Source organism: Cohnella sp. GCM10027633 (assembly GCF_042675445.1).
Lineage (GTDB): Bacteria > Bacillota > Bacilli > Paenibacillales > Paenibacillaceae > Cohnella.
Window position 1 is genome coordinate 1 of sequence record NZ_JBHTGV010000008.1, and the last position, 19,241, is coordinate 19,241.

Consider the following 19,241-nt stretch of genomic DNA (forward strand, 5'->3'; position numbering starts at 1 on the left):
GGGTTCCCATTCAAATTTCACGACCGTAACGGCAGCGTAAGGAGATAGATGTCCGACCACACTAACATCGAAAAAACAGGGACTGTCCCTTAGTCATTTAAATAATGACTTTTGGGACAGCCCCTTCCGCTTGGGCGGCGCGCGCCTGATCGCGGGCGGTAGGTTACCGTTCCGATTCCCCGTACATATGCCGTTGCGCATGTACACGTCACACATACAATGGTTTGTAAACCGATGCCCGAGCTGAGGGGGTGGATGGATTGGCCTACAAGCGTGGGAGAGTACCGGTCCGGGTTGCCGCGCTCCGAAGGAAAGACGCGGGAAGGCCGCGTGATAAGCTCGCAACGGTGTCCGCGAAGTCGGCATATCGGAGCGAGGCGTCCGTCGATTCACGTCCTTCGCCGCGTTCCGAGCCTTACGTCTCGGTCGTTATCCCGGTCATGAACGAAAGAAGAACGTTAAGCAGAGTCATCGCCGAAGCTTACCGCGTCCATCCTCGTACGGAAGTGATCGTCGTCGCGAACGGCTCCACGGACGGTTCGATGGAAATCGCGAGGAAGCGAGGCGCTAAGGTGTTGGCATACGGACGCGCGCTCGGCCACGACGTGCCCCGGGCGATCGGGGCGAGGGCGGCGAAGGGAGAAGTGCTGCTGTTCATCGACGCGGATATGGTCATTCCGGCCGCGAAGCTGAGAGCCTTCGTCGACGCCGTATCCGGCGGAGTGGACGTCGCGCTTAACGATTATTCCGGGCCCGTCAACAAGGCGGTCGTGCACGGCGTCGTGCTCGCGAAGCACGCGCTCAACGCGTTGTTCGGCAGGCAGGATCTGCAAGGCGCATCGATGACGGCGATTCCCCACGCGCTAAGCCGCAGGGCGCTGCAGCGAATCGGGGCTTCGGCTTTGGCCGTGCCTCCGCTCGCGCACACGATGGCCATACGCGAAGGGTTGAAAGTTCAAAGAACGGTTCGGGTGAACGTCGGAAGGCTGAACCCGTTGCGAATGAAACGCGAGCGCAAGCATTCGCTCGAGCCGCTCATCGTGGGAGATCATCTCGAAGCGATTCAATGGTGGCTGAATCAGACCGATTCCCGCGGCGGCTTCGATGACGGAGCGCGTCAACGTTGGATGGTGACGTAGGAGACGATGAGAACGAGAAGCACAACGCGGCTTTCGGCGCCGAAGCGTCGGGCGGGTTCGAGACCGGGCATGGCGGAAGCCAAACGGAAGCGAACGGCCTCGCGCGGCAAGCGAAGAAGGCCGGGCGAAGCGGATTCGCGGGACGGTTTCGCGGAAGGCATGAGCGACGCCGCGCGATGGTTGCAGCGCCGGGGCGCGGAGGACGTTACGCCGAAGGAAGCCAGAGAGACGTTGCACCGCATGTGGAGCGAGAGGTATTACGGCGGCCATGCCCTGATGGGCATGGCGTGGAAGCGACTGTTGACTTGCGGCCGGCATTATGCGGCGGGATTCCTGCACCGGTTCCGGGACGTTGCGCCGATCGTGCCGGTTCCTCTTCGCAAAGAGGCGGCCGCGATCGTGTGCACGAACGACCCGAACGGCGCTTTGCCGCGAGTGCTGACGGAGCTCGACGCCTTGCCGCTGCGCGAAGTGATCGTCGTCGTCTACGGGGAACAGAAGCATCTTCCTCCGTCGGAGAGCATTCATCCGACCGCTTCGGTAGTCGTCGCCCCAAACGTCTCCGATCCCGATGTCGGACGGGCTCTAGGCGCCAGACTAGCCGCATCGGATATGCTGCTGTTCGTAAGCGGAGAGAAACCGGTCGCCGCGAGCGTGCTGGCGCGCTTCCTCTGGGAATGCGACGGACGGGCGGATATCGCGCTAAGCGATCTGTCGATGCGGAACATTTTGTTCCGGCAACGCGGAAGCATCGCGCAGCTGCAAGAATTCCTGAACGCAAGCCTGAACCGTCCGGACCTGAAGTCGAATTCGTTAACGGCGCTTCCGTACGCGCTCTCCCGCAAGGCGCTGGACACGATCGGGGCGGCCACGCTGTGCGTGCCGGCCAAAGCGCATGCGGTCGCCATCCTGAGCAAGCTGCGGATCGTAACCGGGGGAAGCGCGGGAGGATCGAACGCCTTGACGGGGCAATCGGTCAGCCGACTCGCTGCGGGAGACCATGCGGAGGCATGGCATGCGGCGATCGCGATTCGCGGGGGCAGGCTTACGCGTCCGGATCTCTATCGCAACCGCGCCGTCTTAGGGGACTTGGATCGTTGATCGTTACCAATAACGGGGAGGTATTGACTTGAAGGCAGTCATACTGGCGGGTGGAACGGGCTCACGCCTCAAGCCGCTTACTTACTGGACGAATAAGCATCTGCTGCCGGTCGGTTCTTATCCGATGATCTGCTACGGCGTCGCGAAGCTGCGCGACGCCTGCATACGGGACATCGTCATCGTTACGTCGCGAACGGCGATCGGAGGCTTCGTGGACGTGCTCGGCAGCGGACGCGATTGGGGCGTATCCATCGTGTACCGCATCCAAGAGGAAGCGGGCGGCATCGCGCAGGCGCTGGAGCTTGCGCGGCCGATCATGTCGCCGAAGGAGAAGTTCGCCGTATTGCTCGGAGACAATCTGTTCGAGGAGAGCTTGAGGCCCTACTTCGAGCAGTACGAACGGCAGGCGGGCGGAGCGATGCTATTGTTGAAGAAGGTGGCAGACCCTCGCCGCTACGGCGTACCGAAGCTGGACGAGGCGAGCGGCCGCATCGAATTCATCGAAGAGAAGCCGGAGAAGCCGAAGTCGGATTACTGCGTGACGGGCATGTACTTCTACGATACGGCCGTGTTCGACCTGATCGACGGCGTGAAGCCTTCGCGCCGGGGAGAATTGGAAATCACGGACGTGAATAACGCCTACGCCGAGCGGGGGCAGCTGACCTACCGCGAGCTGACGGCTTGGTGGACCGACGCCGGCACGTTCGAATCGCTCGAGGAAGCGGGAAGGAGATTAAAGGGGGCGATCTCATGAAAGCCGTCATCATGGCCGTTCGGACCGCGCGACAGACGAGACGGCTGCGCAGCAGAGTCCGCGTCCGCCGCGCGGGCAAGCATCGCCGCGCGCACAGGCATCATGCGGCGCGAGCCCAGAGAAAGAAGGCGACGGGCCTATCTTGGTCAGAGGCCGGCCCGGGCTACGAAACGTCCGCCGGCACCGAATACGAGCTCGGGTACAGGCGCGGCATGGTCGACGGAGCGGAGAAGCTGCTCGAGCACCATTTGCCCGCGGACCGAATCATTCCGGACGTAACCGCGGACGAGGCGATGGCGGCCGGCGTGCAGGCGCTGCGGATTCGTTCGCTGCCGTTGATCGGGATAGATCGCGTCTTCGAGGAGCTTGACGGCGCGGCTAGAGAGCGTCGGCCTTATTCGTTCATTCGTCTTGGGGACGGCGAGCTGATGACGCTCGCGCAAGAGGTCGTGATGCCCGTATCGGAGTTGCGAACGTCGAGCCCGTTCCTGCCGTACGCGGGCATCGTCGTTCCCGATCTGTCCGCGCGGGACCGGCTTGCCGAAGCGATTCGATCGGCTACGCTCGTCGGCGTGCCGGTGTCCCGGCAGCCGCAATACCAGCCGCTGTTGTTCCGTGTGTTGCATGCCCACGGCATCCCGTGCGCAAACCTTAGCCTTACGACGTCGACGATGAACTACTCGCTCTACGAGCATGATTGCTTGCCCCGCTTGCTCGGCGGGCGCAAGCTGTTGCTCGTGGGCAACGTCGCGAACGAGCTGGCGATGGCGTTCAAGGCGCAAGGCTATCACGTCGCGGGAGTCGTGAGCCCGGTCAAGGGCTTCGGGGACGTCGATCGCGTCGTCGCCGAAAGCGCGGCGCACGACTTCGACTTCGCGCTCGTGTCGGCGGGCATTCCCGCCATTCCGATCGTCGTCGGCCTGGCGGCAAGAACGGGCAAAGTCGCGATCGATTTCGGGCATCTGGCCGACCGGATCGCGGGCGTGAAGACGAGAATATCTTCGCTATCAAGCGACGAGGGGTGAATGGCATGGCGGCGACCCGCAAATTGTCGCGTCGGAAACATCGCGCACGCGCCGGGCGCCCTCGCGGAAGAAGCCGGGCACGCTTCGCCGGCGGCGCGTCATCGAGCGTTCGCAACCCGATTTTCGAACAAGGCTTCGAGCAAGGCTACCAATTGGGCGTCCAGACGGGCATTCAGCGGTATCCGGTTCCGTTCGAGGGCACGAGCATCGTCATTCCGACCTATAACCAAGCGGCTCTCGTGCAGCAATGCATCGAGGCGATCAAATGGAACACGCCCGAGCCTTACGAAATCATCGTCGTCGACAACGCGTCCGCCGACGGGACGGGCGATTACTTGCGCCGCGCGTGCACGGAAGTCCGGTTCCGCGTGCTCGACCGGAACTACGGCTTCGCCGGGGCGATCAACGTCGGGCTGATGATGGCCAGAGGACGCACGATCGTGCTTCTGAACAACGACACGATCGTTACGCACAATTGGCTCGGCAATATGCTGCGTTGTCTGAACAGCGACGAGGGGATCGGCATGGTCGGCCCGATCACGAACTATATCAGCGGCAGCCAACAAGTCAGAGTGCCTTACGAGACGCTGACCGACATGCCGGAATTCGCCAGGCGCAACAACCGCCCCGACCCTTCGAGGTGGCGGGAGACGGACCAACTGATCGGCTTCTGCCTGCTGTTCCGGCGGGAGCTGTTCGAGGATGTCGGCTACTTCGACGAAGGCTTCGAGATCGGCAACTGGGAGGATAACGACTATAGTCTCCGGGTCCGGCTGCTCGGCCGCAAGCTAATGGTCGCGGAAGATTCCTTCATCCATCATATCGGCAGCGTAAGCATTAAAGCGGTCGGCGACAAAATGGTAAAGGTAAACGATCAGAACGAGCGGTTCTACCATCGAAAGTGGCCGAAGCCCGGCGAGCTGATCGGTTCGATGAAGACGAAGGCCGACTCCCGGTCTCCTCGCGCGGGCACTTCGGCGTTCTACCCCGAGCGCGTCATCGTCAGAGGCATCGGAGCGAATTATTATTGGATCGAGCAAGGGAAGAGAAGGCTCGTGGACGGCGTCGTGAGCGTGCCGGTTACGAAGCTGTCCCAGATCGAATTGCGCGGCTGGCCGATCGGCGATCCGATCTCCGCCGAGGAAGCGGAACAGCGCTGGCATGGACGGGATACCGACGATCCGACGGCGATCGTCAAGACGGCGGACGGCAGAACGTATTATCGGGAAGGAAACGTCGTACGCAGGTTGCACGGAGAAGCCGCGCTGCAAGGCTGGAGTCTCGGCGGCAAACCGGAGATGAAGCTATCGGCAGCCAACATGGCCGAGCTGCGCGAAGGATTGCCGATCATCTGTCCCCCCGTGCTGAAGCAGTCGTTGTGAACCGCCCGCGAACCGCCGCGCCGTCCGCTCCGATCGGTCTCGCTCTGCGCGCCGGCGGCGGGACGTCGCGGCGTTGCTGTGGCAAGCGCCGACAGGCGGCATATGCTATAGGGGATAACATTGTCGGCCCGAAAACCGCGCGCCCGACGTGATTCGCCCGTCTCGCGCGGGGGCAATATCCGAAGATGGAGGAGTCGGATCGCATGCAACAGGAGCTATTGACGGAGATCGTCATTCACTTGTCGCACTCCCACCAGCAGATGGCCAGAATATTGAGCGCGAAGCGGCAAGTGACCGTCCGAATGGCGCAGTTGATCGACGTGCTGCCGAACGAGCATCCTCATCTGAACGGATTGAACGGGTTGGTCGATAGCTCCTCCGAAGTGACGAAGAGCGTCATCTCGTTCTTGAACAGCTTGGCCGATCTCGAGGAAGCGGTGGCGGACAGCATGACGCACGTACTGAAAGCGATCGGAGATACGGGAGACGAGGAATAACGGAATTGGCCTGCGGAAGGAGGGGCGACATTGACGCGCGAGGATGCTTATCATATTACGTTGGACGCGATCGCCAAGATGCAATGGAACGTGGCGATGATCTTGGAAGCGAAGGCGACGGAAGCCGAGAAGGTGCGCAATTGGCTGCTGCACCACGTGACGAACGATACGTACGAAGCGCATAGCGAACAGCTTACCGCATGCTTGGGCTTCCACGAGCAGAACGTCGAGGTGATCGAGGGGCTCACGAAGCTATGCAACGGCTTAAGCCGGAACCTGAAGGAAATCATCAATCCGGACAAAGAAGACGGCGACGCCATGTCGTCGTTCATGAGCGGATTCGGTTCCGAGGACAAAGGCAAATGAGCCGTCGGGAACAGGAATGGACGATTAAGCTAAGCGTGATGGGCGCGATCGCGCGCAGCCAGGAAGCGCTCGCCCGGATTCTGAGCCACGTCGCGGACGTTACCGATCTGAGCGGGGTGACGCCGGAGACGTTGCAGGAGCACGTACGCGTCATTACGGGCATGCAGGGCGCCTTGCTTCGCGCCGCGGCCGGAATGAGCTGGCGTCCGCCCGTCAGGGGAACGCCGGCGTCGCCTTGGCTGTCGGAGCAGGTCGCGGTTCGGACGAAGCGAGAAGACGCCCGGGAACGTCGGCAGCATAGGAATAACGATCGCGGAGGTGCCGTGCAGTGAAGCGCAGGAAGATCGTCTCCCGGAGGACGAGACGAACCGGGGTCAAGTCGGGAATCAAAGGACGCGGAGCGGGCCAACGCTCGGCATTCGCGCGCAAGCCGAGAACCGGCCAAGGGAAGCTGCGGAGCCGGAAACGGCGCGCGGTCGGTAGAAACCGGCGTACGGGCGCGGAATATACGCAATCGTATAACGAGGGTTATAACGCGGGGTTCAGCAAAGGCTTCGAGGACGGTCACCAGATCGCTTACGAGCAGCAAGCCTGAACCGCTTCGCATACGGACGCACGAATAGGACGGGGGCGCATATCGCGCCTTCGTCCTTGTTCGCGTTGCGGCGCGGCCAGGCGGGGGCCTCGTCTCCGGGCCGCAAGCTTGTGCCTAAATTCGCCTTCCGGGCGGGTTAGTATCCAAGTCTATCCCCGCGCATGCGCATATATTGATTGCGGGTGATGAGGATGCGGAGGCATCGGCAAGCGATATCCGTGCGCGACGAACGCGCGGCGGCGTTCCGCGACGGTTGGATCGAAGGGTGGCGGCTCGGCGCGTGCCGCCGCATCGATCAATCGATCGTCCCGGCGAACGGACCGATCCGCGCGGCGCGCGTGCTCTATGTTCCACAAGGCTTCGAAGCGATCGATCAAGGAATCGTCGAAGCGCTGCGGGCCAACGTCTCCGAAGTCATCGTGGGCTCCAACGACGGCCTCAGGCGCCAAGCGGAACAGTTCCGGCCCGACGTCGTCGTCGTGCTGAACGGGGTGCACCTGTTCGCGCCCGATTACTTGGAGCAGCTCGGATACGTCCGCCGGATGGGCATTCCGACCGTCGTCTGGTTCGTGGACGATCCCTACGTAACGGACGATACGGTGAAGCTGGCGCTGCACTACGATTACGTATTCACGCACGAGCGATCCTGCGTTCGCCTCTATCGATCGATCGGCTGCGAACAGGTGCATCATTTGCCGCTCGCGGCGCACTTCGGCACGTTCCGTCCGATGCCGACGCCGCGGGCGTACGAATCGGACATTTGCTTCATCGGCACGGGCTTCCCGAACCGAATCGCGCTCTTCGATCGGCTCGCCCCCTACTTGCAAGACAAGAGAGTCGTCATCGCGGGCGGCCTATGGGACAGAATGCGCCATTACCGGTCGATCGAACGGTTTCTGCGCAAGGGCGGCGTGGCCGTCCCCGAGTCTGCCTACTTCTACAACGGAGCCAAGATCGTCATCAATCTTCACCGCATGCCGGGCCTTAGTCCGGAGAACCGCAACGCCCTCGACTGGCCGGCGGAATCGATCAATCCGCGGACGTTCGACATGTCGGCTTGCGGCACGCTGCAATTGACGGACGAGAGAAGCGAGCTTAGGGAGATGTACGCGGTCGGTTCGGAGCTGGGGGTCTATCGGGACGCTAACGATCTGATCGAACAGATCGACTATTATTTGACTCATGAAGCCGAGAGGCTGATCGTCGCCGCCAAAGGCTACCGCCGCACGAGAACGCAACATACGTTCGACGACCGCATTACAAAAATGCTCGACATCGTCGGATTCCCGATCATGCGGGCGCACGAAGAATAGGATCGCGGGAGGGATCGACAGTGGCCAATGGGATAGCGAGGTCGCGAACGAGGGCGCGGAGCGATGCCTACGCGCTCGGGTGGAGCCACGGCCATTGGTTCGGCCGATGCGAAGTCGCCAAGCTGCGGGCGCTGCCGCCGATCGTCAAGCGTCCGCTGCACGTCCTGTACGTGACGTCCGGCAAGGGTTACCCTTACAGCCCGCTGGACTATGCGATTCACGAGACGCTGAAGGAAATCGTCATTCGCGTTACGATCGCCGAGCCGACACAGGATATCGAATTCATCGCTTCGCAGGCGAAACCCGATCTCATGCTCGTGCTCGACGGGATGAACATGCCGCCCGAGAAGGTGCGGGCGGTCCGGACGCTCGGCGTCCGAACGGCGATCTGGTTCACCGACGATCCGTACTATACGGACATTACGTCGGGCATCGCCCCGCATTACGACCGCGTGTTCACGCTAGAGCGCAATTGCTTGGCTTTCTACGGGAGTCTAGGTTGCGAGAGAGTCCATTACTTGCCGCTCGGCGTGTTCCCCGCGGCATTCCGCCCGTTCAACCCGAGGCAATCGCTGCGCGGGGACATCAGCTTCATCGGCACAGCCTATTGGAACCGGGTCAATCTGTTCGAACGCGTCATTCCGCTCATCTCTCATCGGAAGCTGTATATATCGGGAATGTGGTGGGACCGGCTATCGAACTTCAATAGATACAAGCATCATATCGATCTTCAGGCTTGGCAGGATCCGGGGAAGACGTGCGAACGATACAACGCCAACAAAATCGTCATCAATACCCATCGCGCGCACGACGACGATACGTACAACATGAACCGGGCGAGGGTGCAAGCCTTGTCGCCGAACCCGCGAACGTTCGAGATTTCCGCATCGGGCACGCTGCAATTGACCGACATGCGGCAAGATCTGGACCAATTCTACGTTCCGGGAGTCGAGGTCGTGACCTACGACTCGCCCGAGGATTTGGCTAACAAGGCGGAGTACTACTTACACCACGAAGCGGAGAGACAGCAAATCGCGCTCAGGGGGCTCTATCGCACGATGAGGGATCATACGTACGCGTCCAGGCTGAATCAGCTGTTCGATCTGGCGATGGCGCCATGACGGAGACGAACGCCAAGCCGAAGCTGCTCGTGTTCTCCCATATTTGCAATCCGGTGCTCGTGACGGGCGGGGAAAAAGTGCTGTCCCTGTTCCTGCGCGAGCTGGTCCGGCATTATCAATGCGTCCTCGTCGTTCCCGAGCTCGGGGCGATCGCGCACAAGGCGAAGGCGATCGGCATACGCACCGTCGTCCTCGATATTCCTCTCTGCTTCTCGCTCTACACGTGCGCTCCCCACGTGCTGCAAGACGTCGAGAACGCGATCCGGCAGCCCGCGTTCCGTACGCTGAACGCGCTGCTCGCGCACGAGCGTCCCGACGTCGTCATGGTGAACACGGCGGTTCATCCGTTGCCGGCGATCGCTTCCTTCGCCAGAGGGATTCCGACCGTATGGCTGCTCATGGAGACGTTATACGATACGCCGCATCGGGACAAATCCGTCTCGCTCATCTCCGGCAATTGCGATCTGATCGTCGGCATGTCCAAGACGGTGTTGAAGCCTTTCTCCGGCGCGAGCAAAGCACGTTCTACGTACGTGCTGCCTCCTTACATGGAAACCGAGGAGCTCGTGCCCGGCGTATGGCCGCAGGCAAGGACGCAACTGCGCAAGCTGTACCGGTGGAAAGACGAGCATCGCGTCGTCGGGTTCATCGCGGCGACGATCTATCCGAACAAAGGGCAGCTGCAATTCATCGACGCGATGCTGCCGATCGCCGCGGAGCATCCGGACGCGAGGTTCCTGATCGTCGGCAGCCAAGTCGACGAAGGGCATTACGTCGCTTGCCGTACGAAGGTGCTCAAGGCGGGTTACGAGGACCGATTCGTGTTCTATCCGTTCTCCGAGCAGGTCCATCAGGTGTATCCGGCGATGGACATCGTCGTCGTTCCGAGCTTAATGACGGAGGGCTTCGGCATGACGGCGCTCGAGGGAATGATGTTCGGCAAGGCGGTCGTCTCTTATTCATCGGGAGGGTTGGCGGAAATTCTGACCGCGACGGGCAACGAGCGGTTCCTCGTGCCGAAAGGGGACGTGGAGGGTTTAACGGAGCGGGTCGGTTGGCTCGTCGGGGACGAATCGTACCGGCAAGCGATCGCGAAGCGCAACGGCGAAGCATCCGTACGCGCCTACGGCGTCGCGGCGTTCCGGAGCAAGCTGGCGGAATTGATGGCGTTGATCGCCGCCCTGCCGACGGACAGAGCGCCGTCGCCTATTCCGTCGTTCGCCGCTCCGCCCGAACCGGCCGCGGCGGTCGTCTCGCCGGCAACGGCTCGACGCGCGAGGCCGGCGCCGTCAAGAGGGCGAAGAACCGGAAGCGGCGGCAGTCGCGCCGCGGCTCATCGTTCGCCCGGACGCCGTCGGACGCGAGGCAAAGCCCGCCGCGGCGGTTCTCGGATCGGCGCCGGCGCGCGCAGGCGCAAGCATGCGGGAAGGCGCGCGGGGAGAGGGCGTCGTTAAGCCGCCCGGGGAATGCGGATCGACGGCATTCCCTTGTTCGGCGGACAAGCCGCCGCTTACGAGTTAATCGACCAGCGAACCGCCAAGCCGGCTTGCGTCAAGCCGGAGCCGAAGCCGTACAGCACGATCAGCTGTCCCGGCGACAGCTTGCCGGCTTGGACCGCGAGGTCGAGAGCGAGCGGGATCGATGCCGCCGACGTATTGCCGTACGGAGTGACGCTCTGCAAGGCTCGTTCCGCGGGAAGCCCGAGCCGTTCGCAGATCGCTTCGATCATGCGCAGGTTCGCGCTATGGGGAACGAACCAGTCGACGTCCCCGACTTCGGCGCCTAGAGCGCCGAGCAATTGAAGGACGCCGTCAGGCACGGTGGACAGCGCCCATTTGTACACTTCTCTCCCGTTCTGGACAAGCTTCCCTTCTCCGGCCAGCGGCGAGCCGTCTCCGGCTTGGGACAAGCCGGTCGCGTAAACTTGGAAGCCGCCCGAGCCGTCCGTCACCGCGTTCGAGGCGAGCAGAGCGCCTTCCTCGGCGCGTTCCAGCAGCACGGCGCCGGCTCCGTCGCCGAACAAGATGCACGTCGAACGGTCGGTATAGTCCGTAATCTTCGTCAGCGTCTCCGCGCCGACGACGAGCACCTTACGGTACGCGCCGGACAGAATCAGGCCGTTGGCGAGCTGGAGCGCGGACACGAAGCCCGCGCACGCGGCGCTTACGTCGGCGGCGAAGCATCTTGCGGCGCCGATCGCTTGCTGCACGCGCGAGGCAACGGACGGGCACGGCATGTCGGGCGTCGTCGTCGCCACGAGAATCGCGTCGACCTCGCCCGGGTCGCCCGGATATCTGCGGAACAAGTCTCGGATGGCGAGAATCGCCAGATCGCTCGTATATTGGTCCGCGGACGCTTGGCGGCGTTCTTGGATTCCCGTGCGGCGCACGATCCATTCGTCGTCCGTGTCTACCATGCGTTCAAGATCGGCGTTCGTGATCACCCGATCGGGTACATAGCTGCCGATCGCGGTTATGGCGGCTTGCGAAGCGATTCGCGCGGCTCCGGCATTCGTTCCGGCGTTCGCGGCGTTCCTGGCGTTTCGTTCGGTCATGGCGATTCCTCCGTTACGTTTATCGTCAAGTTATAGTACATAGTATTAGTACCTGGTGTTAAAAATAATTATGACGGTTAGAGGCGTATACGTCAATCCTATTCGGGTAGAAACCGATCTCGGTCCAATGACCGGGGTCGTTTTTCGATTCAAATCGTATAATGCGACTTTTGGAGTTGTTTTATTTCACGTAAAGCGTCAATTTTCATAGCGTATCGACAAGTTTTGCGTTCACGGCGGCATGTTATTCCCTTATAATAGAAAATTATGAGTCCAAGCGCAGTAATCGCGGCAGATCAGACTATCGTAGTTGCCTTCTCGCCACATAGCCGTGTTTTAACCTCGGATTACTATAGATTCATCTTCATAGAGGAAGGGAGAACGGCCATGCCCGACATCTTCGCGATCCGCATGACCGGACCGCTGTCGTCCGAAGTCGCGGATGGTCTCGCATCGGCTCTGCCGGAAGAAACGAGAACGAGGCTTGGCCGATACCGGCTGCAAGCGGACCGCGACCGGAAGCTGCTCGCGGAGTCGCTGATCCGGCATTTGATCCGCGGGAGGTTAGGGAGGCAACCGAGCAACACCGTATTCGCGAGGAACGAATTCGGTAAGCCGTATATAAAGGAAGCGACGGATTTTCATTTCAATCTGTCCCATAGCGGCGAATGGGTCGCGTGCATCGTACACGACCGGCCGGTCGGCATCGATGTCGAGCAGATCGTTCCGATCGATATGAACGCGATAGCAAGCCGCTATTACGCCGACCGGGAGCGAGAGCTGCTGTTACGATTGCCCGAAGAAGAACGGCTTCGCGGTTTCTATGAGGTGTGGACCTGCAAAGAAAGCTATATGAAAGCGGAGGGACTCGGACTGTCGTTGCCGCCGCGAGATTTTCAAGTGGACATAGAAGGCTGCTTCGCGCATGCCTATCCCGCGTATCCGGGCTCGATGGCTTCCACGCCGCGGCCGTTGCGGCTGTACGGATTGGAAGGTGCCGTCATGGCGGCCTGCGCGGAGGAAGGGGTCCGATATCCCGATCGGCCGATTATGCTGTCCAGCGATGAATTAGTTAATGCATGCTTTCACGAAAGTGGATAAGGAGGATTGCCAGTGAACGAGATACAAGGATCCGGAGCGATCGCGATCGTCGGGGTAAGCGCCCTGCTGCCCGGATCGACCGACAACCGGGGATTCTGGAACGACATCATGGCGGGCCGGGATCTGATGACCGATATACCGCCCACGCACTGGCTCATCGAGGATTATTACGATCCTACCCCCATGACGCCGGACAAAACCTATGCCAAGCGGGGGGCCTTCCTGCCGCAGGTTCAGTTCGATCCGAAGGAATTCTCGATGCCGCCAAGCAACATTCCCGCTACCGATACGAGCCAGCTCCTCGGATTGATGGTGGCCAAAAGCGTGCTGGAGGACGCCGCTTCCGGCCAATTCAACGCGATCGACAAGGATCGTATCAGCGTCATTCTCGGTACGGCCTCCGCCTCGGAGCTCACCGTCGAGCTCGGCAGCCGCATTCAACGGCCGGTCTGGGTCAAGGCGCTGCGGGAAAGCGGAGTGCCGGAGGACCAGGTGCAGGAGATTAGCGACCGCATCGCTTCCGAGTACGTGCCTTGGAAGGAAAGCTCATTCCCCGGCTTGCTCGGGAACGTCATCGCGGGAAGAATCGCCAACCATTTCAACCTAGGCGGCACGAACTGCATCGTGGACGCGGCTTGCGCCAGCTCTCTTACCTCGATCTCGATGGGGGCGATGGAGCTGCTGGCCGGCAAGTCCGATCTCGTCATTACGGGCGGGGTCGATACGTTGAACGATATATTCATGTTCATGTGTTTCAGCCAGACGCCGGCGCTCTCGCCGACGGGCGATTGCCGACCGTTCTCGGATCAGGCCGACGGCACGATGCTCGGCGAGGGGCTGTGCATGTTCGCCCTGCGGCGCCTGGAGGACGCGGAGCGGGACGGCGACCGGATCTATGCCGTGCTGAGAGGCTTCGGCACGTCCTCCGACGGCAAGTCTAAGAGCGTATACGCGCCCGTCTCCAAAGGACAGGCCAAGGCTCTTCGCCGCGCTTACGAAATGGCCGGCTATTCGCCGGCTACCGTAGAGCTGATGGAAGCGCACGGCACCGGGACGAAAGCCGGCGATGCGGCGGAATTCGCGGGACTCGCGTCGGTATTCGACGACGGCGAGAGAGAAGACCGGCAATGGTGCGCGCTCGGTTCGGTCAAATCGCAGATCGGACACACGAAGGGAACGGCGGGCGCCGCGGGCTTGTTCAAGGCCGTCATGGCGCTTCGGCACAAGGCGCTGCCGCCTACGATCAAGGTCGAGCGGCCCAATCCGAACCTGGATATCGCCAATAGTCCTTTTTATCTGAATACGAAATCCCGGCCCTGGATCAGAGGGGCATCGCATCCGAGGCGGGCATCGGTAAGCGCCTTCGGCTTCGGGGGAAGCAACTTTCACGTCACCCTGGAGGAATATAACGGACCGGGCCGTCAGGCATGGAAGCTGCGGAGGATGCCTTCCGAGCTGCTCCTGCTCGGCGCTAACGATCCTTCGTCGCTGCTGGCGCGGTGCGAAGAGTTGCTTGCCGGCCTGACCGACGATGAGGGGTTGCTTGTTTATCTCGCTCGGCAGACGCAATCGCATTACGATCCGAAGCTGCCGGCTAGGCTGGCGATCGTAACCGCCGACTTGGGCGGGCTAAGGACGAAGCTCGAGAAGACGATCGCGGAGCTTAGCCGCCATCCGGAGCGGCAGATCAACGACAACGGCGGCGTCTATTACGCCTATGACGCGAATCCCGGCGAAGTCGCGATGCTGTTTCCCGGTCAAGGCAGCCAGTATGTGAACATGGGCGCGGAGCTGCTGCTGGCGTTCGACGAAGCCCGGGCCGTATGGGATAAAGCGGCGGACCTGGAGATGGATGCAAGCGCCAGCCTGCAAGAGGTCGTCTATCCGCGGCCCGTCTTCTCCGAAGACGAGCTCGAATCGCAGCGCGGCCGGCTGCAGGCAACCAAGTGGGCGCAGCCGGCAATCGGCGCCATGAGTCTGTCGATTCTGCAAGTGCTGCGGAAGGCGGGCGTGCAGGCAGCGTATGTCGCGGGCCACAGCTTCGGCGAGCTTGCCGCGTTGAGCGCCGCGGGAGTCCTTGAAGAGAAGGACATGCTTCAAGCGGCGAGAAAGCGGGGCGAGCTCATGGCGGCAGCCGCGGCGGCATCCGCCGGAAGCGGCGCGATGAGCGCGGTGTTCGCCTCCGTCGGGCGGGTTCGCGAGCTGATCGCGGAGAGCGGCACGGCCGTCGCTTGCGCGAACCATAACAGTCCAAGCCAGGTCGTCGTCTCCGGGGAGACGGGGGAAATCGGCCGACTGGAGGAGAAGCTGTCCGCCGAAGGCATTCGATCGATGCGGCTCCCGGTATCTACGGCGTTCCATTCGCCGCTCGTCGCTTCCTCCGTGCCGGAATTCCGCGCGTTCCTGTCGAATACGCCGCTTGGAGAGGGAAAGGCCGTCGTCTTGTCCAACGCGGACGGACAGCCTTTCCCTGCCTCGCCGGACGGCTTGAGGGATCGGTTGGCCGGGCAAATCGCGCAGCCGGTCCTGTTCGCCGAGACGGTGGAGGAGCTGTATGCGCGCGGCGTCCGTACGTTCATCGAAGTCGGTCCGAGCGGCGTGCTGTCCGGACTCGTCGAGCAATGCCTGGCGGGCCGAGACATCGTGGCCGTTGTGACCGACCGGAAGGGGCAGCACGGCGTCGACTCGATATGGCATGCGCTCGGCAGGCTTGCGACAGCGGGCGTTCCGGTCGACCTTGCGCCGTTCTGGGACGAATACAAGCGGGAGGAAGATCCGCGCAGCCGTCCGAAGCCGGCCTTCACGATCCCGATCAGCGGGGTCAATAGCGGAAGACCGTATCCGCCCGAAGGCGGCACGCCGGCGCTCCCGAAGCCGAACGAGGCAAGACTGCCTGACGTTGCAGATTTGCGAGTATCCGAACCGGATATAGCGGCTGTGGCTGTGCGACCGGTGCAAGTAGCTCTTAGTCCGATATCGGACTATGAAGCCTACCTGCAAGAGGCTGCAGCCAGCCGCGCCGTTGAAGTCGGCGTAGAAGCCTATCGACAGAATGCCGTATCTCAACCGACAATAGCCCGAATTAACGATAATCAGGAGGAACATATAATGTCTACTTACCCGACGAATACCCAATCCGTTCTGCTTGGCGCGATCACGGAAATGCAGCGGCAGACGGTCGAGGCGCACGCCGCCTATCAACGCGCGATGGCCGACGGACACGTCGCGTTCCTGCGCACGGTCGAAGCATCGCTGGCCGGACTGAGCGCCTTGGCGGCCGGCGGGTTTGGCGCCTTCGCGGCAATGCCCGAAGCAGCGGCCGCGGCCGCGCCAACGGCTCCGCCGGCTTACATTCCGGCAGCGCCGCCGGCATACGCGCCGCCAGCGCCGGTAGTTGCCGCGCCGGTAGCCTACGTGCCGCCAGCCTACGTGCCGCCAGCGCCGGTAGTTGCGGCACCGCCAGCCTACATGCCGCCAGCGCCGGTAGTTGCGGCACCGCCAGCCTACATGCCGCCAGCGCCGGTAGTTGCGGCACCGCCAGCCTATATGCCGCCAGCGCCAGTAGTGGCAGCACCGCCGGCCTACGTGCCGCCAGTGCAAGCAGTGTCCGCACCGCCGGCCTATGTACCGCCTGCGCCAGCCGCTCCGGTTGTCTCTGCGGCTGCACCGCAAGCGGAGGCAAGCGACGTACGTTCGGTCATGCTCGAGGTCGTGGCGGAGAAGACGGGCTATCCGGTCGAAATGCTGGATTTCGATATCGAGCTCGAAGCCGGACTGGGGATCGACTCGATCAAGCGCGTCGAGATTTTGTCGGCCGTGCAGGAACGGTTGCCAGAGCTGCCCGACGTGCAGCCGGGCGAACTCGCGGCGCTCAATACGCTTGGCGAAATCGTCGACTATATGAACCGCGCGCTCGGTAAGGGCGGGGTATCCCCGGGAAAAAAGTAGTTGCCCATGATCGCAATCGGCGCGCCGTCGCGCGTTACGGGGTGAAGGCTGCCCCTGCGCCGGCAGCAGGCTTGGCGATGCCAGGCCTATGGAGCGGCGCGGCCGTTGAAATCATGGATGACGGGAATGGAATCGCTTCGGCGCTTGCTCTGCGTTTGCAGGAGTCGGGGGCGCAGGCGCGCGTGGTCGCGACGATCTCCGATGAAGCCGATGCCGTCGTATGGCTGGATGCATTGAAGAAGATGAATACGGACGAAGAGGCGCTCTCGGTCAACCGCCGCGCCTTCGAAGCGGCGAAGACGGTCGCAGCGAAGTTCGCGAAGCAGGGCGGCGTCTTCGTCACGGTGCAGGACACCGGGGGCTCGTTCGGGCTGTCGGATTCGCCGGAGTCCCGCAGCGTATGGACCGCCGGCTTGACGGGGCTCGTCAAGACGGCCGCGCGCGAATGGACGCAAGCGGCCGTCAAGGCGATCGATCTTGACCGGACGGGGCTATCGGCGGAGACGGCGGCGGAACGCATCTTCCTGGAGCTGACCGCCGGCGGACCTGAAGTTGAGGTCGGTCTGCAACGAGGCGGAGAGAGAATGACTCCGACGTTGGAGCTGAACTCGTCTGCGGTCGCACCGGCAAACGGAATCCAAGGAAGCGCATCGGAGCGTGCCGTGCTGCTCGTGTCCGGAGGGGCAAGAGGCGTTACGGCGGCGGCGATCGCGGAACTGGCGCGGACCGAACGTCCTCGCCTCATCCTGCTCGGCAGAACGCCGCTCGAAGAGGAACCCGCCGCATGCAAGGGGATTGGCGACGACGCGGGGATGAAGCGCGCGCTGCTCGAGCAAGCGAAGGCGGAAGGCGCCGCGTTGGGATTGGCGGAGCTTGGCCGGCGCGTTCAGCGTATCATGATGAATCGCGAGATCGCCGGTAATCTGAGGATGCTGAAGGAGCTCGGCTCCGAAGTCGTCTATGTGCCGGTAGACGTGCAGGATACGGAGGCGCTACGCGAAGCGCTGCGTCCGATCCGCGTTCAATGGGGGCCGATCACCGGTATCGTGCACGGCGCGGGGGTGTTGGCCGACAAAGCGATCGCGGACAAGACGACCGAGCAGTTCGACTACGTATTCGATACGAAAGTCGGCGGCTTGCGGACGCTTCTGGCCGTCACGGAGAATGATCCGCTTGATTTGATCTGCCTGTTCTCTTCGGTATCCGCGAGAAGCGGCAATGCCGGGCAAGCGGATTACGCCATGGCGAACGAGGTGCTCAACAAGTGCGCCCAAGCGGAAGCGTTCCGGCGCGGCCCGGGCTGCACCGTGAAGTCGATCAACTGGGGACCTTGGGACGGCGGGATGGTCAGTCCGCTGCTCAAGAAACATTTCGAACAGCGGGGCGTCAATCTCATTCCGCTGGAAGCGGGAACGGCCGCCTTCGCGGCGGAGACGTCGGACGCCGGCGGACCCGTGGAGGTCGTCATCGGCGGCTGCTCGGAGGACAGGCCGACGTTGATCGAAGGCGCGGCGGAGAAGACATGGACAGCGGAAATATTCGTGCCGGATCCTTCGATCGCGCCATGGCTGGACGACCACCGTATCGGCGGAAGCCCCGTCGTGCCGGCCGCGATGGCCATGGACTGGTTCGTGCGCGCCGCCAAGGCCGCGTATCCGCACCTTGAAGTCAAGCGGTGTTCGAACTTGACGGTGAAGAAAGGGATCGTCGTTGCGGAGCGGGACGGCAAGCGCGATCGGTTGACATTGACGTGCAACGACCGGACGGACGGCCTGGCGCAAGCATGGCTGAGCTTCGAGCTCCGGGGAGAAGGTGGCCGCGTTCACTATACAGCCGACGTCGAAATGAGCATGGAGCGGGACGCGGTCCCGCCGGATGCGCAGCCGCTTCCCCATGCGGGAACCGAAGCTTGGGACTGGCAACCGTCCGACGCGTATGACGGCGGCAAGCTATTCCATGGCCCGGCCTTCCAGGTCATTCGCGAGCTGACGCTTGCGGGCGGCGCGGGCGCGGAGGCGATATTCGAGCATGACGCGGCGACGGCATGGTCGCATCGGGACGGAGGAATCGACCCGGCGATGATCGACGGCGGCTTGCAGCTCGCAAGGTTATGGGGCATTCGAGCGTTCGGCGAACCGACCCTTCCTACCAAGATCGGGTCGTATGCGGCTTACCTGAGCATGCCCCGTAATCAACCCGTCGTCTGCCGCATTCGAAGCGAGCGCCGAGGAAGATATAAGACCGTTACGCAAGTGGTTTGGTTGAACGAACAAGGCGAAGTGACGGCCGAGCTCCGTGACGTCGAGATGCATATCGTGGCAAGTCAGGATCAGGCACATGAGTGA

At 62.3% G+C, this 19,241-nt stretch carries 16 protein-coding genes; 15 read left to right on the plus strand and 1 reads right to left on the minus strand.

All coding sequences use genetic code 11. The annotated features are described in order from the left end of the window. Positions 1-260 precede the first annotated feature (260 nt). From ACFQZG_RS17930 to ACFQZG_RS17985, 12 genes are all read left to right on the plus strand, one after another. Positions 261-1,139: a glycosyltransferase family 2 protein gene (locus ACFQZG_RS17930; RefSeq protein WP_378154950.1), complete on the plus strand. Its 879-nt coding sequence runs from the start codon at positions 261-263 to the stop codon at positions 1,137-1,139. 69 nt (positions 1,140-1,208) lie between these two features. Beyond that, on the plus strand, positions 1,209-2,240 hold the full coding sequence (locus ACFQZG_RS17935) for a hypothetical protein (protein WP_378154952.1): 1,032 nt from the start codon (positions 1,209-1,211) through the stop codon (positions 2,238-2,240). Positions 2,241-2,268: 28 nt separating this feature from the next. After that, positions 2,269-2,994: a sugar phosphate nucleotidyltransferase gene (locus ACFQZG_RS17940; protein ID WP_378154954.1), complete on the plus strand. Its 726-nt coding sequence runs from the start codon at positions 2,269-2,271 to the stop codon at positions 2,992-2,994. Then, positions 2,991-4,019, plus strand: a complete 1,029-nt coding sequence (locus ACFQZG_RS17945; protein ID WP_378154955.1) for a GT-D fold domain-containing protein — start codon at positions 2,991-2,993, stop codon at positions 4,017-4,019. Before ACFQZG_RS17940 ends, ACFQZG_RS17945 begins: the two co-directional genes overlap by 4 nt. A gap of 5 nt (positions 4,020-4,024) precedes the next feature. Beyond that, on the plus strand, positions 4,025-5,401 hold the full coding sequence (locus ACFQZG_RS17950) for a glycosyltransferase family 2 protein (protein ID WP_378154957.1): 1,377 nt from the start codon (positions 4,025-4,027) through the stop codon (positions 5,399-5,401). A 203-nt stretch (positions 5,402-5,604) separates the two neighbouring features. Continuing rightward, positions 5,605-5,898, plus strand: coding sequence for a nucleoside-diphosphate sugar epimerase (locus ACFQZG_RS17955; RefSeq protein WP_378154959.1), 294 nt, complete (start codon positions 5,605-5,607; stop codon positions 5,896-5,898). A gap of 30 nt (positions 5,899-5,928) precedes the next feature. Next, positions 5,929-6,264 carry an alpha-helical endospore appendage domain-containing protein gene (locus tag ACFQZG_RS17960; protein ID WP_378154961.1) on the plus strand — a complete coding sequence of 112 codons (336 nt, stop codon included), beginning with the start codon at positions 5,929-5,931 and terminating at the stop codon, positions 6,262-6,264. After that, complete coding sequence (locus ACFQZG_RS17965) at positions 6,261-6,596, plus strand: hypothetical protein (RefSeq protein ID WP_378154963.1); 336 nt, start codon at positions 6,261-6,263, stop codon at positions 6,594-6,596. Before ACFQZG_RS17960 ends, ACFQZG_RS17965 begins: the two co-directional genes overlap by 4 nt. Continuing rightward, positions 6,593-6,859, plus strand: coding sequence for a hypothetical protein (locus tag ACFQZG_RS17970; protein WP_378154964.1), 267 nt, complete (start codon positions 6,593-6,595; stop codon positions 6,857-6,859). The genes ACFQZG_RS17965 and ACFQZG_RS17970 overlap by 4 nt, the downstream gene beginning before the upstream one ends. A gap of 191 nt (positions 6,860-7,050) precedes the next feature. Next, positions 7,051-8,172: a CgeB family protein gene (locus tag ACFQZG_RS17975; protein WP_378154966.1), complete on the plus strand. Its 1,122-nt coding sequence runs from the start codon at positions 7,051-7,053 to the stop codon at positions 8,170-8,172. 20 nt (positions 8,173-8,192) lie between these two features. Further along, the gene (locus ACFQZG_RS17980) at positions 8,193-9,293 is read left to right on the plus strand and encodes a CgeB family protein (RefSeq protein ID WP_378154968.1); all 1,101 of its coding nucleotides are present in this window, start codon (positions 8,193-8,195) and stop codon (positions 9,291-9,293) included. Further along, the gene (locus ACFQZG_RS17985; protein WP_378154970.1) at positions 9,290-10,747 is read left to right on the plus strand and encodes a glycosyltransferase family 4 protein; all 1,458 of its coding nucleotides are present in this window, start codon (positions 9,290-9,292) and stop codon (positions 10,745-10,747) included. Before ACFQZG_RS17980 ends, ACFQZG_RS17985 begins: the two co-directional genes overlap by 4 nt. A gap of 56 nt (positions 10,748-10,803) precedes the next feature. Here ACFQZG_RS17985 and ACFQZG_RS17990 read toward each other — a convergent pair whose 3' ends face one another. Beyond that, a complete protein-coding gene (locus ACFQZG_RS17990) occupies positions 10,804-11,847 on the minus strand; it encodes a ketoacyl-ACP synthase III (RefSeq protein WP_378154971.1) in 1,044 nt (347 codons plus the stop codon). Between the two features lie 387 nt (positions 11,848-12,234). Between ACFQZG_RS17990 and ACFQZG_RS17995 the strand changes: the two genes are divergently transcribed. From ACFQZG_RS17995 to ACFQZG_RS18005, 3 genes are all read left to right on the plus strand, one after another. Then, entirely contained in the window at positions 12,235-12,948 is a 714-nt protein-coding gene (locus ACFQZG_RS17995; protein WP_378154973.1) for a 4'-phosphopantetheinyl transferase family protein, read from the plus strand. A 12-nt stretch (positions 12,949-12,960) separates the two neighbouring features. Further along, positions 12,961-16,896, plus strand: a complete 3,936-nt coding sequence (locus tag ACFQZG_RS18000; RefSeq protein ID WP_378154975.1) for a beta-ketoacyl synthase N-terminal-like domain-containing protein — start codon at positions 12,961-12,963, stop codon at positions 16,894-16,896. Between the two features lie 77 nt (positions 16,897-16,973). Continuing rightward, positions 16,974-19,241, plus strand: coding sequence for an SDR family oxidoreductase (locus ACFQZG_RS18005; protein WP_378154977.1), 2,268 nt, complete (start codon positions 16,974-16,976; stop codon positions 19,239-19,241).